The 14,285-nt window shown below is 41.2% G+C and carries 16 protein-coding genes; 14 read left to right on the forward strand and 2 right to left on the reverse strand.

What is annotated here, in order from left to right; translation table 11 throughout:
- Positions 1–19: 19 nt before the first annotated feature.
- The 9 genes from AC3ISE_RS00230 (at position 20) to rsmI (ending at position 6,776) form a co-directional block, all read left to right on the forward strand.
- On the forward strand, positions 20–349 hold the full coding sequence (locus AC3ISE_RS00230; RefSeq protein ID WP_070875703.1) for a cyclic di-AMP receptor DarA: 330 nt from the start codon (positions 20–22) through the stop codon (positions 347–349).
- Between the two features lie 13 nt (positions 350–362).
- On the forward strand, positions 363–803 hold the full coding sequence (locus AC3ISE_RS00235; RefSeq protein ID WP_489222655.1) for a YaaR family protein: 441 nt from the start codon (positions 363–365) through the stop codon (positions 801–803).
- A gap of 18 nt (positions 804–821) precedes the next feature.
- Positions 822–1,811, forward strand: a complete 990-nt coding sequence (gene holB / locus AC3ISE_RS00240; RefSeq protein WP_489224225.1) for a DNA polymerase III subunit delta' — start codon at positions 822–824, stop codon at positions 1,809–1,811.
- A 2-nt stretch (positions 1,812–1,813) separates the two neighbouring features.
- Entirely contained in the window at positions 1,814–2,641 is an 828-nt protein-coding gene (ricT, locus tag AC3ISE_RS00245; RefSeq protein WP_133313855.1) for a competence/sporulation regulator complex protein RicT, read from the forward strand.
- A gap of 13 nt (positions 2,642–2,654) precedes the next feature.
- Positions 2,655–3,020, forward strand: coding sequence for a DNA replication initiation control protein YabA (gene yabA, locus AC3ISE_RS00250; protein ID WP_133313854.1), 366 nt, complete (start codon positions 2,655–2,657; stop codon positions 3,018–3,020).
- Between the two features lie 247 nt (positions 3,021–3,267).
- Positions 3,268–4,625 (forward strand): IS3 family transposase gene (locus AC3ISE_RS00255; protein WP_489221085.1). Its coding sequence is split into 2 segments (ribosomal slippage): positions 3,268–3,739 and positions 3,739–4,625, totalling 1,359 coding nucleotides; the frame shifts between segments, so codons are not numbered across the junction.
- Positions 4,626–4,869: 244 nt separating this feature from the next.
- Positions 4,870–5,613: a tRNA1(Val) (adenine(37)-N6)-methyltransferase gene (locus AC3ISE_RS00260; RefSeq protein WP_489224226.1), complete on the forward strand. Its 744-nt coding sequence runs from the start codon at positions 4,870–4,872 to the stop codon at positions 5,611–5,613.
- A complete protein-coding gene (locus AC3ISE_RS00265; protein ID WP_489222656.1) occupies positions 5,600–5,923 on the forward strand; it encodes a GIY-YIG nuclease family protein in 324 nt (107 codons plus the stop codon). The genes AC3ISE_RS00260 and AC3ISE_RS00265 overlap by 14 nt, the downstream gene beginning before the upstream one ends.
- Positions 5,901–6,776, forward strand: coding sequence for a 16S rRNA (cytidine(1402)-2'-O)-methyltransferase (gene rsmI, locus AC3ISE_RS00270; protein WP_489222657.1), 876 nt, complete (start codon positions 5,901–5,903; stop codon positions 6,774–6,776). Before AC3ISE_RS00265 ends, rsmI begins: the two co-directional genes overlap by 23 nt.
- A gap of 78 nt (positions 6,777–6,854) precedes the next feature.
- On the opposite strand, the gene abrB is transcribed toward rsmI, so the two are convergent.
- The gene (gene abrB / locus AC3ISE_RS00275) at positions 6,855–7,139 is read right to left on the reverse strand and encodes a transition state genes transcriptional regulator AbrB (protein ID WP_175443492.1); all 285 of its coding nucleotides are present in this window, start codon (positions 7,137–7,139) and stop codon (positions 6,855–6,857) included.
- 520 nt (positions 7,140–7,659) lie between these two features.
- Between abrB and metG the strand changes: the two genes are divergently transcribed.
- The 5 genes from metG (at position 7,660) to rsmA (ending at position 13,494) form a co-directional block, all read left to right on the forward strand.
- Positions 7,660–9,615 carry a methionine--tRNA ligase gene (gene metG, locus AC3ISE_RS00280; protein WP_489222658.1) on the forward strand — a complete coding sequence of 652 codons (1,956 nt, stop codon included), beginning with the start codon at positions 7,660–7,662 and terminating at the stop codon, positions 9,613–9,615.
- 91 nt (positions 9,616–9,706) lie between these two features.
- Entirely contained in the window at positions 9,707–10,477 is a 771-nt protein-coding gene (locus AC3ISE_RS00285; protein WP_489222659.1) for a TatD family hydrolase, read from the forward strand.
- A 232-nt stretch (positions 10,478–10,709) separates the two neighbouring features.
- The gene (locus AC3ISE_RS00290) at positions 10,710–11,939 is read left to right on the forward strand and encodes a ubiquitin-like domain-containing protein (RefSeq protein ID WP_489222660.1); all 1,230 of its coding nucleotides are present in this window, start codon (positions 10,710–10,712) and stop codon (positions 11,937–11,939) included.
- A gap of 117 nt (positions 11,940–12,056) precedes the next feature.
- Positions 12,057–12,620, forward strand: a complete 564-nt coding sequence (gene rnmV / locus AC3ISE_RS00295) for a ribonuclease M5 (RefSeq protein ID WP_489222661.1) — start codon at positions 12,057–12,059, stop codon at positions 12,618–12,620.
- Positions 12,613–13,494: a 16S rRNA (adenine(1518)-N(6)/adenine(1519)-N(6))-dimethyltransferase RsmA gene (rsmA, locus tag AC3ISE_RS00300; RefSeq protein ID WP_489222662.1), complete on the forward strand. Its 882-nt coding sequence runs from the start codon at positions 12,613–12,615 to the stop codon at positions 13,492–13,494. Before rnmV ends, rsmA begins: the two co-directional genes overlap by 8 nt.
- A gap of 196 nt (positions 13,495–13,690) precedes the next feature.
- Here the strand turns inward: rsmA and AC3ISE_RS00305 are convergent, their stop codons facing one another.
- The gene (locus AC3ISE_RS00305) at positions 13,691–13,828 is read right to left on the reverse strand and encodes a hypothetical protein (RefSeq protein WP_489222663.1); all 138 of its coding nucleotides are present in this window, start codon (positions 13,826–13,828) and stop codon (positions 13,691–13,693) included.
- Positions 13,829–14,285: the final 457 nt, after the last annotated feature.

A 14,285-nucleotide genomic window follows, 5' to 3' on the forward strand; every position in this document is an offset into this window, starting at 1 on the left:
ACTATAAGGAGGCATACCTATGAAAATGATTATTGCGGTTGTACAGGATCAGGACAGCAATAAGCTTTCAAGCGCATTGGTTGAACATAATTTCAGAGCAACGAAACTCGCAACGACTGGCGGATTTCTAAAGTCCGGCAATACAACATTCATGATTGGTACGGAAGATGCGCGTGTTGAGAAAGCCTTGGCCGTTATTAAAGAGAACTGTCAATCAAGAGAACAGCTTGTAGCTCCAGTATCTCCTATGGGCGGAAATGCAGATTCGTATGTACCTTATCCTGTTGAAGTTGAAGTTGGCGGAGCGACAGTCTTTGTGCTTCCGATCGAACAATTCCATCATTTTTAAGGCGTGGGAATAAATGAAGATCAATCAAGAGCTTCGTACAGGATTAGATAAGAGAAATGCCAATCAGAAAACATCAGCAGCCGGATCCAAGCCATTCTCAGAAATGGTGCTGAAACAAGAATCCAGGCTGCAGCTGCAGCAATTGAATACATTGATGGCAAATGTTGAAGAGGCTGGCCGGCGTATTGCGAAATCCAGGAATATGCGGGATCTTTCAAGATATAAATCGCTTGTCAGACGATTCGTACAAGAAGCTGTTGACTACGGGCTGAAAGTGAAGCAGTCCGGAAGCTTCGACTATAGCGGTAACAGCCGCTCGCTTATAACCGTAGAACAACTGGATCAGCATCTGATTGAACTGACGGAAAGTCTGCTCAATGAAGATCAGTCATCCATCGACATACTGGCAAAAATAGGTGAAATTAAAGGCCTTTTAATTAACCTCTATACGTAAAGAGTGATAGATATGACGATGAGTACTTGGAATGAGCTTGCTGATTATCAGCCTAAAGTACTGAAATTGCTGGGCAACAGTCTCGAGAAAAACCGGCTGGCTCATGCATACCTTTTTGAAGGAAGAAAAGGGACAGGGAAAAAAGAAATCAGCTTGCTTCTTGCCAGAAGCTTCTTTTGTGAAAATACCGAAGATTTCAGACCGTGTGAGACATGCAGAAACTGCAAACGCATCCATTCCGGCAATCATCCTGATGTTCATTTGGTGGAACCGGACGGGTTATCGATCAAAAAGTGGCAGATTCAAGATCTTCAGGGAGAATTCACAAAAACCGGCGTAGAATCAAGCAAAAAACTGTACATTATTTCGCATGCTGACAAAATGACGGCTAATGCTGCCAACAGTCTGCTGAAATTTTTAGAAGAACCAAATGCCAATACAATGGCTATTTTGATGACTGAACAAGTGCATCAAATTTTAAATACAATCCTATCAAGGTGCCAAACGCTCACTTTTATGCCGCTGCCTGTTTCAGCTATTGAGAAAGAGCTGTTAAAGCAGGAGGTATCCCCTAATTTTGCTAAGCTTGCAGCAAGAATGACCAACAATGTTGAAAAAGCACTCGAATTAAGTCGAGATGATTGGTTTGCACAGGCAAGACTTGTAGTGATAAAATTGTATGAAGTGATATCAAAGCGAAACGGACAGGCATTTGTCCAAGTTCAAACGCAATGGATGCCATTTTTCGCAGAAAAAGAACAGCAGGACATGGGCTATGACTTGCTCTTATATTTATATAAAGACATTCTTTCCATCCAAATTGGCAATACGGATCATGTTATCTATCAAAATCTGCTTCCACAGTTAGAACAGCACGCCATTCAAGTATCGAGGCAAATGGTCCTTGAAAAAATCACTTCTATTTTAGAAGCAAAAAAAAGACTCCAGATGAATGTGAGTCCACAATTACTGATGGAGCAATTGGTTTTATCTTTGCAGGAGGGATAAGATTGTACGATGTAGTGGGTGTCCGCTTTAAAAAAGCGGGTAAAATATATTATTTCGACCCTAATGGGCTTCAAATAGAAAACGCCGATTTTGTTATTGTTGAAACGGTAAGAGGCGTAGAGTTTGGCAAAGTAGTGATTCATAAGAAACAAGTTGGCGAGAATGATATAGTCTTGCCGCTTAAAAAGGTTCTTCGTGTAGCTGATGAGAAAGACCGCCTGATTGTAGACGAAAATCATCATGCTGCAAAAGAAGCCTACGAGGTTTGTCAGCAAAAAGTAAATGAGCACAGACTTGATATGAAACTTGTTGATGTTGAATATACGTTTGACAGAAACAAGGTTATTTTTTACTTCACCGCTGATGGACGCGTAGATTTCAGGGAATTGGTTAAGGATCTCGCTGCCATCTTCAAAACTCGAATTGAGTTAAGGCAAATAGGGGTCAGGGATGAGGCCAAAATGCTTGGCGGAATCGGGCCTTGCGGAAGAATGCTGTGCTGCTCCACTTTCTTAGGGGATTTCGAACCGGTTTCCATTAAGATGGCCAAGGATCAGAATCTTTCGCTGAATCCTACAAAAATCTCAGGGTTATGCGGCAGATTAATGTGCTGCTTAAAATATGAGAATGATGAGTACGAATCTGCTAAAGAACAGCTTCCGGATATTGGAGAATCGATCGGGACTCCAATCGGTATCGGAAAAGTAGTCGGGTTAAATATATTGGAACGGGTATTGCAGGTTGAACTTTCAGAAAAAGACCGCGTGGTTGAATTTACTTGGGAAGAATTAATGAAAGAAGGCGCAGTTCCAATGAAATCCACAGATTAATGAGGTGGAACAAGTGGATAAAAAAGAGATCTTTGAATCTGTAAGCAGTATGGAGGAACAAATCGGCTCTCTGTATCGACAGCTTGGAGAGCTGAAGCATCATTTAGGCGAGCTGCTTGAGGAAAATCATCATTTGCAGCTTGAAAATGATAACCTTCGCAGGCGTCTGAACGCGACTGCTGCAGCGGAAAAAAAGAAGCAGAATAAACAGCATACAGATAAACAGGCACTGGATTCAAAGATTGTGGACATTGGAGAGGGATACGACAATCTGGCCCGTCTTTATCAGGAAGGCTTCCATATTTGCAATGTTCATTATGGAAGTGTCCGCAAAGATGGAGACTGCTTGTTTTGTCTTTCCTTTCTTAATAAGAAATAAACTGGCTTTCCTGCTTAGGGGAAAGCTTTTTTTATCTTGCATAAACGGGCAATACATAGCGAATAAGTCAACAAACTAGGCTCTTTTCGTAACATTGTTGCTTTTAGACTAGATGTTAAACCATAAGTGGATTGTAGCGGAAGGAACTTGACTCCTGCGGGAAAATAGAGGGAAATGGGAGACCCCGCAGGCCTGAAGTGCACCCCTATTGTTGGACACACATCTAACAACAGGAGGTGTACTTCAATTGCGTAATTTTACATTAGAAGAAAAAATTCAAGCCGTACAACGTTATTTGAATGGTTTAGTAAGTTATCGAGAATTAGCTAAAGAGGTTGGAGTCGATCACTCCGTTCTCCGAAACTGGGTGATGCTGTTCAAACATCATGGTGACCAAGCATTCTCCTTTCCCTATACAAACTATTCGCCAGCCTTTAAACTGAGGGTAATTCAATTTACAAATGAAACGAATTACTCGATTCGAGAGGCATCGGCCATTTTCCACCTACCAGATCCTTGTATGCTCCGTAGGTGGAAGAAAAAGTGGGAGATTGGTGGTGAAGATGCCCTTAAAATAAAGGAAAAGGGGCCATCTGCCATGTCATCTCATAATCAAAAGAAAAAGAATAAGAAAGAAAATTCCTCTGACCCATCTATAGAAGAACTGAAAAAAGAAAACGAACTTCTTCGTATGGAGAATGCGTATTTAAAAAAGCTGCGAGCCTTAGTTCAGAAAGAATCAGTAAAACACTCAAAACGCAAGTAATCTATGAACTAAGGCACGAATTCCCTGTTAACCAACTGGTGAAGATTGCTGATTTGCCGAAAAGCACCTACTATCACCGCGTTCAATTATGGAAACAGCCGGATCCTGACCGCAAGTGGAAAAGGAGAATTCGCTTCATTTACCGTAAGCACAAAGGACGCCTTGGCCATCGCCGTATCACAGATGTCCTTCAAGCCAAAGGGTATATGATTAACAAGAAGAAAGTCCTTCGTATTATGAAAGAGATAGGGCTTCAATGCATCGTACGAATGAAGAAGTACAAATCCTATAAGGGCGGGGTCGGAAAAACAGCTCCAAACATCTTAAATCGTAAATTCAAGGCCGAAAAACCAAATCAGAAGTGGGTGACAGACATCACGGAATTTAAATTGTTTGGACAGAAATTATACCTGTCCCCTATTCTGGACCTGTTTAATGGCGAGATTATCACGTATACGCTCAATACAAGGCCTACGTTTGATTTAGTAGAGACGATGTTGATAGAAGGCCTACAGCGCGTGAACGAAAACGACGAACTCTTACTTCATTCTGACCAGGGCTGGCATTATCAAATGCCTCGATACCAGCACATATTAAAAGAAAATCACATTACTCAAAGCATGTCTCGAAAAGGAAACTGTTACGACAACGCCGTTATAGAAAACTTTTTCGGGATATTGAAATCAGAATTTCTGTACTTACAACAATTCGAGAGTATAGACCACTTCAAGAAAGAACTCGAAGAGTATATACACTACTACAATCATTTGAGAATCAAATCACGATTACAACGTAAAAGTCCAGTGTCTTATCGAACTAGTTTTGAGCAAGCTGCTTAGTAAATAAAGTGTCCAATTTATAGGGGGCAGTGCAGCCATGCCGAGGAGGCTCCCACCCTCCCCGCGGAAAGCAAGTTCCTGCAGCGGAAAGGAACGGACAACATTTATAATCAAAAACAACAATCTATGCGAAAACAGTAAAAAACTAACAATCATTGGAGAAAAAAGAACTCCACTGATTGAAGTTTCAATTTATGGATGAGGTATACTTTGTTAATACTAACAAAAAAGAAAGGATTTTATGATGGTTGATTTAATAGGAGATGAACGTCTCGATTATTTACTGGCAGAGGATTTAAGGATTATTCAAAGTCCGTCTGTCTTTGCGTTTTCATTAGATGCGGTTCTTCTTTCAAAATTTGCATATATGCCGATACAAAAGGGACGGGTCCTTGATTTATGTTCAGGGAATGCAGTTGTGCCGCTGCTGCTTTCTACAAGGTCCAAAGCGATGATTACAGGAGTTGAAATTCAGGAGAGATTGTTTCAAATGGCTGAAAAAAGCGTTGCCTATAATCAGCTTCAGGATCAGATTACCATGATCCATGGCGATTTAAAGGACATGCCGGCAGCACTCGGCCACGGGAAGTTTGATGTGATTACGTGCAATCCTCCTTATTTTAAAACGCCTAAGAAAGACGAAATGAATCAAAATGAACATCTTGCCATTGCACGTCATGAAATTCTCTGTACGCTTGAGGATGTCATTAAGGCCAGCAGCCAGCTTGCAAGAATGGGCGCCAAAATAGCACTTGTTCATCGTCCGGGAAGACTAATTGAAATGGTTGAGCTTATGAAAAAATATAAAATTGAACCTAAGCGGATTCAGCTTGTTTACCCAAAACAGGGAAAAGAAGCGAATACTTTATTAATAGAAGGAATTAAGGGCGGTCAGCCAGATTTAAAGATTCTGCCTCCTTTGTTTGTATATGACGAAACCAATGAATACACAAAAGAAGTAAAAGAGATTTTATATGGAGACAAGTAGCACTCATTTCTTTTATGTGCTTGAATGCAGGGATGGGAGTTATTATGCAGGCTACACAAATGATCTTCTGGCCCGCATTCAAAAACACAATGCTGGAAAAGGCGCTAAATACACCCGTGCAAGAAAACCAGTATCTTTGCTTTATAACAAGCAGTTTGAAACGAAAAGTGATGCTCTGAAAGCAGAATATTACTTTAAAAAGATGTCCAGGAAAAAGAAGGACGAATTTTTGAATGTGCCTGATGAGGAAAAGGTATGGGGATTTTTGCAGGGAGAGGATGATACGGATGCAGGAACAAAAAAGCTTTAATCAAGATACAGAGTGGGGTTCCCTTTACCTGGTCCCGACTCCTATTGGGAATTTAGAAGATATGACGTTTCGGGCAATCAACATTTTAAAAGAGGTTGATGTGATTGCCGCTGAGGATACACGGGAGTCAAAAAAGCTGTGCAACTACTTTGAAATTGACACACATCTGATCAGTTACCATGAGCACAACAAGGAGTCAAGCGGCCATAAAATCCTTGAACTGATGAAGCAGGGAAAAAACGTCGCATTAATAAGTGATGCCGGGATGCCGATTATTTCAGACCCCGGCAGCCAGCTTGTAGACGAAATATTGGCTGAGAACGGAAAGGTAATCCCTCTTCCAGGTGCAAATGCAGCCCTTACAGCTTTGGTGGCATCAGGAATTACCCCGCAGCCATTTTTCTTTTTCGGATTTTTGGAAAGACAGAAAAAAGAGAAGAAAAAGCAGCTGGAACAATTATCAAAGCGTACGGAAACGATGATTTTTTATGAATCTCCGCACCGGCTGAAGGAGACCCTGGCGGTGATGAGCGAAATATTGGGCAACCGCAGAATTTGCTTATCAAGAGAGCTGACAAAACGCTTTGAGGAATTCGTCAGGGGAACAATAAGCGATGCTGTAAAGTGGTCGGAGGAAAATCAGATTCGCGGCGAGTTTTGTTTAATTGTAGAAGGCCGAGATGAACATGACGTGGTTGCTGAAGAAGAGTGGTGGGACTCGATGACACTTGAAGAGCACGTCAACCACTATGTAAGTGAAGGGTATGCTTCAAAAGAAGCAATCAAGCAGGTAGCAAAGGAACGCAGCATTCCAAAGCGGGACGTTTATCAGTCCTATCATGTGGATCAATAAGAAAGTCTCCTTTTATTCTTTCTTATCTCTAAAAATAAAAGGACCTGACAATAGCTGTCAGGTCCTTTTTGAATGGAATTATTTTACTAAGTTGCTTTGAATTTCTTTAAGGATTTGTTCTGCACCTTCGCGGCTCAAAACTAATTTTCCGTTGCCTAGAGTGAAGTTATCATCAGATACTTCGCCAGTTACAGCACAAGTCATGTTTGGCTTATATTTTTTAAGGATAATTCTTTCATCATCCACGTAGATTTCTAATGCGTCTTTTTCTGCGATTCCTAATGTGCGTCGTAATTCAATAGGAATAACCACACGGCCGAGCTCATCAACTTTACGTACGATTCCTGTAGATTTCATGTTTATGTTCTCCTCCCAAAAATAGGTTCTCTATATGTTTTTTTCTTAAACTTCGTCATTATTCGACAAAATCTTCATCCTCATAAGCATAACAGTGTTTCCAATAAACGTCAATCCTCAAATATCCAATAGTTTGTCAAAAAAAGTGATTTTTTCTTAAACCCTTATGCACTAGGCATAATAAGAATATATACCCCTGATAAAAGGAAAATAAACTCATAAAAGGAAATTATTAATTATACATGTAATAGTATTAATTCAAAATATTGTTTATTTAATTATAACGATTGTTCGACAAGAATCAACAAGAATTATTGATTAGGAAACATTTGGCATACTAGAGCCATTCATATTATTCCTGTCCTCCTTTGTTTTTTTGTCCATAGAAGGTATATTTTCTTGATATTAAAGGCTAAGATGGTATCATAAAGAGTATAAATAACAATGATTAGTCGCTCTCGTCCATTGGGGCGGGGGCTTTTCTTCTCTAACCCAGAGACAGTCTTCATTACCAGGAGGGAAACGGATGGAAGGTCACAAAAAGTCATTTTATATTACAACACCTATTTACTATCCAAGCGGAAAACTACATATTGGACATGCTTATACAACAGTCGCGGGTGATGCAATGGCCCGTTATAAGCGCATGCGCGGTTTTGATGTGATGTATTTAACAGGTACAGATGAACATGGACAAAAAATCCAGCGCAAGGCAGAAGAAATCGGAGTAACGCCTCAAAAATATGTGGATGACATTGTCAGCGGCATTAAAAATATTTGGAGCAAACTCGATATCTCCTATGATGATTTCATCCGTACAACAGAAGACCGTCATAAAGAAATTGTAGAAAAGGTATTTGCAAAGCTTCTTGAGCAAGGGGATATTTATTTAGATCAGTACGAAGGATGGTATTGTACACCGTGTGAATCATTCTTTACAGAAAGACAGCTTGAAAACGGCAACTGTCCTGATTGCGGACGCCCGGTAGAAAAAGTAAAAGAAGAATCCTACTTCTTCAAGATGAGCAAATATGCAGATCGCCTTCTGCAGTATTACTCAGAGAATCCGGAATTTATTCAGCCGGAATCACGCAAAAATGAGATGATTAACAATTTCATTAAACCAGGTCTTGAGGACTTGGCGGTGTCACGGACGACTTTTGATTGGGGAGTAAAAGTGCCTGGAGATCCAAAGCATGTTATATATGTATGGATTGATGCACTGTCCAATTATATTACAGCTCTTGGATATGGATCAGAGAACGATGAAAAGTACAAAAAATACTGGCCTGCAGATGTTCATCTAGTAGGAAAAGAAATTGTACGGTTCCACACCATCTATTGGCCAATTATGCTGATGGCGCTTGATTTGCCGCTGCCGAAAAAAGTGTTTGCGCATGGATGGCTATTGATGAAGGACGGAAAAATGTCCAAATCAAAAGGGAATGTAGTAGATCCTGTTACGTTGATTGACCGTTACGGCCTTGATGCTCTTCGTTACTATTTATTAAGAGAGGTACCGTTTGGTTCAGACGGCGTCTTTACACCGGAAGGGTTTATCGAAAGACTTAATTTTGATCTCGCCAATGACCTTGGAAACCTGCTGAACCGTACAATCGCTATGATTCAAAAGTATTTTGACGGTGAAATCCCTGCGTACAGCGGACCTAAAACAGAGTTTGACGGAGAATTAACAGCTTTCAGCAAAGATACCATCGTAAAATACGAAGAAGCGATGGAGAAAATGGAGTTTTCTATTGCTTTGAATGCTCTGTGGCAATTCATCAGCCGAACGAATAAATACATTGATGAAACACAGCCATGGAATCTTGCAAAGGATGAGGAAAATCGTGAAAAGCTTGGTTCAGTTATGTATCATCTTGCTGAGTCGCTTCGCATTTCAGGGATCCTGCTGAAACCATTTCTTACGAAAACACCCGACAAGATGTTTGAACAGCTTGGCATTCAGGACGCTTCCTTAAAAGAGTGGGCAAGCTTATCAGAATTTGGGCAGCTGTCTGAAGTTAAAGTTTCTAAAGGAGTGCCGATTTTCCCTCGTTTAGAAGTAGAGGAAGAAGTTCAATATATAAAAGAGCAGATGCAGGGAACTGCACCAGCAGCCGAGGAAGAAAAGAAAGAACAAAAAGAAGACACATCAGGCGAAATTACATTTGATGAATTCATGAAAGTGGAAATGCGTGTTGCAGAAGTCATCCATGCAGAGCCTGTAAAAAAAGCCGATCGTTTATTAAAACTTCAGCTGGATCTTGGTTCTGAAAAAAGACAGGTTGTATCAGGAATTGCGAAGAGCTATCAGCCTGAACAGCTTGTTGGAAAGAAAGTCATCTGCATTACAAATCTTAAACCAGTAAAACTGCGCGGAGAACTGTCTCAAGGCATGATCCTGGCTGGCGAAGAAGAAGGCAATTTGTCGCTTGCTACTGTCGATTCAAGTCTTCCGAACGGTACAATTATTAAATAAAAAAAGAGAAGAAAGAGGTGTTTCACGTGTAACAATCGGGAATGACGCCTCTTTTTTCTTTTGTTTACACCTATAGAAAGGATGTCGAAACATGTTATTTGATACACATGCTCATTTAAATGCAATCCAATACGAAGATGACTTAGAAGAAGTCATTGAAAGAGCGCTGGAAGAAGGAGTAACCCATACGGTTGTAGTCGGATTTGACACAGAGACCATTACACGGGCCATCGAACTTGCCGAAAAGTATGATTTTATTTATGCAGCAGTTGGCTGGCATCCAGTCGATGCTATTGATATGAAAGATGAAGATCTCCAGTGGATTAAAGAGCTTGCATCACATCCTAAAGTAGTGGCGATTGGTGAGATGGGGCTCGATTATTATTGGGATAAATCTCCGAAGGAAATTCAAAAGGAAGTATTCCGCAAGCAGATTGCCCTTGCGAAAGAAGTTCAGCTTCCAATAATTATTCATAATCGGGATGCGACCTCTGATGTAGTTGAGATTCTGCAGGAGGAAAATGCGAGTGAAGTGGGCGGCGTTATGCATTGTTTTACAGGAAGCCTTGAAGTGGCGAAACAATGCATGGATATGAATTTTTATATTTCATTTGGCGGGCCGGTTACATTTAAAAATGCTAAAAAGCCGAAGGAAGTTGCGGCGGAGATACCAATGGAACGTCTGTTGATTGAAACTGACTGTCCATATTTAACACCTCATCCGTTTAGAGGAAAACGGAATGAACCGAGCTATGTGAAATATGTAGCAGAGCAAATTGCTGAGCTTAGAGAGATGGATTATGCGGAATTTGTTAGACAAACTTCCGACAATGCAAAAAGAATATTCGGCATTTCTCGCTAAAGGAATTTGTAGAATTTTGCTGGAGCTTGTCCGAAAGTACAGGTTTTAAAGAAGTTCTACAAGTCTCCTTTTCCTCATAGGATATATTTGTCGACAAGAATTGCTTCACTTTTTGATAGTTTTTTAGCATAATAGTGATTACGATTAGAAAAATTTGAAAGAAGTGGGTGAGGGTTGACAGCAAGATCGATACTCTATATAATCCTCGGAGGAGAAGGAGGCGTTTTTCATAGTGATAAATAATATGAAAAAGCTGTTATCCGCAAAACTAAGCTTTAACAAGATTGTCCTCGCAATTGTCAGTTTAGTAGTTTTGGGAACGGGTACTGCGTTCGCGACATTTGAAGCGTCGAAGAACACGGTTACAGTTTCGCTGAACGGCAAAGACGAGAAGCTCAGGACACACGCACGTACAGTAGATGAATTACTTCAAGATTTAGACATAGATAGAAAACAAGAAGACGATGTATCCCCATCAGGAGATACAAAGATCACAAACAATCTAAAAGTTGTTTATGAGGCTTCGAAACCTGTACAGCTTACGGTGGACGATGAGAAAAGGACAATAAGGACAACAGCAAAAACCGTAGAAGAATTTTTGAAAGAACAAAAAATAGCAGTTTCTGAGCACGATAAGATGAATGCTTCGTTACATACGAAAATTTCAGGTAATCTTAAGCTCAACATTGAGAAAGCCATACAGATCACACTAACAGTTGGAGATAAAAAACAACAAGTATGGTCAACTTCGACTACTGTCGCTGACTTTTTGAAAGACCAAAAGGTACAGGTAAATGAACTTGATAAGGTTGAACCCCAAATTCATGAAACATTGAGTGCAAATGACGCCGTAATAGTCACACGTGTAGAAAAAGTCACCGATGTAGTGGAAGAACCAGTTGCATTTTCAGTTGTAACTAAGAATGACAGCAGCATTCCAAAAGGTAAACAGGAGGTTATTAAACCTGGTACAGAAGGCACTGTTGCGAAACATTTTGAGGTTATGCTCGAAAATGGAAAAGAAGTGTCAAGAAAGCTGATCAAAGAAGAGACGAAAAGTGAAAGTCAGGACCGTGTTGTTGTAATAGGCACAAAAGCTGCGCCTAAGCCTGTGAGCACGGCAAGTACTTCAAGCAAGCCTGAGACAGTATCACGTTCAAACGATTCTGTCGCAAAAGAATTTACTGTTACATCAACTGCTTATACGGCTCATTGCAATGGCTGTTCAGGCACGACTGCCACAGGTGTCGATTTAAGAGCCAATCCGAATGCCAAAGTAATCGCTGTAGATCCAAGTGTTATTCCATTAGGGTCTAAAGTATATGTAGAAGGTTACGGATATGCCATTGCCTCTGATACAGGCGGCGCAATAAAAGGGAAAAAGATTGATGTTTTCTTCTCTGATAAGGGAGCAGCCTATCGATGGGGAAGAAAGCAGGTTAAAATTAAAGTATTGAATTGATTCTCTGACAGGGGGTTTAGATCCCTCTGTTTTTTTGCGTTATAATGGGTTACAATTACGTTTCAATAATATAGACGTTTGACCGCTCAGGAAAGTTTCATCTTTTTGGAGGAAAACATGAAAATTAAAGAAATTATTGTTGTTGAAGGAAGAGATGATACAACTGCCATAAAGCGCGCAGTTGATGCAGATACAATCGAAACGAATGGATCTGCAATAGGAGATTCGGTCATTGAACAGGTCCGCCTTGCACAGAAAACGCGGGGAGTCATTATTTTTACAGATCCTGATTTTCCCGGCGAAAAAATACGCAAAACGGTTGCAGAGCAGGTTCCAGGCTGTAAGCATGCTTTCATTACAAAGCCTGAAGCAAGACCTAAAAACGGCAAAGGCATTGGAGTCGAGCATGCTTCTATAGAAGCGATCCGAAACGCTCTTAAAGAGATTAAAGAAGAGATGGCGGATACAGATCCGATTATTGATAAAGACGATTTAATAACTGCGGGTTTAATAGGCGGGCCTAAAGCGAAGGCTCGGCGCGAAAAACTCGGGGTTCTTTTGAAAATAGGCTATACAAATGGGAAGCAGCTTGAAAAAAGACTTCATATGTTTCAAATTACAAAACAAACTTTTGCACAAGCTATAGAGGAGATTGTTCGGGAGGAGCAGCAAAATGATTAAAGATATCGCAACACCGGTTCGCACGAAAGCTATATTAGAAAAGTACGGTTTTTCTTTCAAGAAAAGTCTTGGACAAAACTTCTTAATTGATCCTAACGTGCTGAACCGTATTGTAGACCATGCAGACGTAACAGATGAAACAGGAGTTATTGAAATTGGTCCGGGGATTGGAGCTTTGACAGAACAGCTTGCCAAACGGGCTAAAAAGGTTGTTGCATTCGAAATTGATCAGCGCCTCATCCCAATCTTAAAAGATACATTATCACCCTATGACAATGTAACAGTCATTCATCAGGATATCCTTTTGGCTAATGTAAAAGAGGTTATGGAAGAACAATTTAAGGACTGCCGCGAAGTGATGGTCGTTGCAAACCTTCCATACTATGTAACAACACCAATCATTATGAAGCTGCTTGAAGATCATTTGCCTTTAAAAGGAATTGTCGTCATGCTTCAAAAAGAAGTAGCAGACCGCATAGCGGCTTCTCCTTCTTCTAAAGACTACGGTTCATTGTCTATAGCTGTTCAGTACTATACCGACGCTAAGACGGTCATGACAGTACCTAGAACCGTCTTTATGCCGCAGCCTAATGTAGATTCAGCCATTATCCGTCTGCTTCTGCGTGAGGAAGCAAGAGTTGTTATAAAAGATGAAGGCTTTTTCTTTAGAATTGTTCGTGCAAGCTTTGCGCAGCGAAGAAAAACACTCCTTAACAATCTAACTCATTCTCTTCCTGACGGAAAAGAAAAGAAATCAGTTATTGAACAAGCATTAGAAACAGCTGGCATCGACGGAAGAAGAAGGGGAGAAACCCTTTCGATCGAAGAATTTGCTGTGCTCAGTGACTTGTTAGTTGAAGAATTTAATGGATAACGATTATTTCTGAAAGATGGCCCTGCAGCTGGAGACAGCCGCGGGGCTTTTTGTTGTTGGAATTTTTTAAGAGAAGGGGATGTCAGTATAAAATGGCATTCATTTGCCTGACGGGCATAGCGGGCGTGAGCGGTCAAAACTTTTCTGTCGGCTCCTTTTCTGCCTGTCAGAGCTGCCCCAGGCGGTTCTGCTTTTCTCATTGTCCAGCTCCATCGCCCAACTCCTCGGCCAGAACGGCTCCGTCTGTAAAGGCAAAAAGCGCCTTTTCAGCCGGATCCTTATCTGCTGCCTGCGCTAAACGGGCGATTCCGCTTTTCTGATTGTCCAGCTCCATCGCCCAACTCCTCGGCCAGAACGGCTCCGTCTGTAAAGGCAAAAAGCGCCTTTTCAGCCGGATCCTTATCTGTCTGTCGGAGCTAAACGGGCGATTCCGCATTTCTGTATTGTCTAGCTCCGCCTCCTAACCCCTCGGTCAGAACAAATCCGTCAGCAAAGGCAAAAAGCGCCTTCACTGCCGGATTCTTATCTGCCATGCCTGGGCTAAACGGGCGGTTCTGCTTTTCTCATTGTCCAGCTCCATCGCCCAACTCCTCGGCCAGAACGGCTCCGTCTGTAAAGGCAAAAAGCGCCTTTTCAGCCGGATCCTTATCTGTCTGTCGGAGCTAAACGGGCGATTCCGCATTTCTGTATTGTCTAGCTCCGCCTCCTAACCCCTCGGTCAGAACAAATCCGTCAGCAAAGGCAAAAAGCGCCTTCACTGCCGGATTCTTATCTGCCTGTCGGGGCTAAAC

Source organism: Metabacillus sp. KH_069, from assembly GCF_057838075.1.

Coding starts and splice junctions, on each gene's coding strand:
- AC3ISE_RS00230 (WP_070875703.1), top strand. CDS start 20: ATGAAAATGATTATTGCGGTTGTACAGGATCAGGACAGCAATAAGCTT.
- AC3ISE_RS00235 (WP_489222655.1), top strand. CDS start 363: ATGAAGATCAATCAAGAGCTTCGTACAGGATTAGATAAGAGAAATGCC.
- holB (WP_489224225.1), top strand. CDS start 822: ATGAGTACTTGGAATGAGCTTGCTGATTATCAGCCTAAAGTACTGAAA.
- AC3ISE_RS00260 (WP_489224226.1), top strand. CDS start 4,870: ATGGTTGATTTAATAGGAGATGAACGTCTCGATTATTTACTGGCAGAG.
- AC3ISE_RS00265 (WP_489222656.1), top strand. CDS start 5,600: ATGGAGACAAGTAGCACTCATTTCTTTTATGTGCTTGAATGCAGGGAT.
- rsmI (WP_489222657.1), top strand. CDS start 5,901: ATGCAGGAACAAAAAAGCTTTAATCAAGATACAGAGTGGGGTTCCCTT.
- metG (WP_489222658.1), top strand. CDS start 7,660: ATGGAAGGTCACAAAAAGTCATTTTATATTACAACACCTATTTACTAT.
- AC3ISE_RS00285 (WP_489222659.1), top strand. CDS start 9,707: ATGTTATTTGATACACATGCTCATTTAAATGCAATCCAATACGAAGAT.
- rnmV (WP_489222661.1), top strand. CDS start 12,057: ATGAAAATTAAAGAAATTATTGTTGTTGAAGGAAGAGATGATACAACT.
- rsmA (WP_489222662.1), top strand. CDS start 12,613: ATGATTAAAGATATCGCAACACCGGTTCGCACGAAAGCTATATTAGAA.
- AC3ISE_RS00305 (WP_489222663.1), bottom strand. CDS start 13,828: ATGGAGCTGGACAATCAGAAAAGCGGAATCGCCCGTTTAGCGCAGGCA.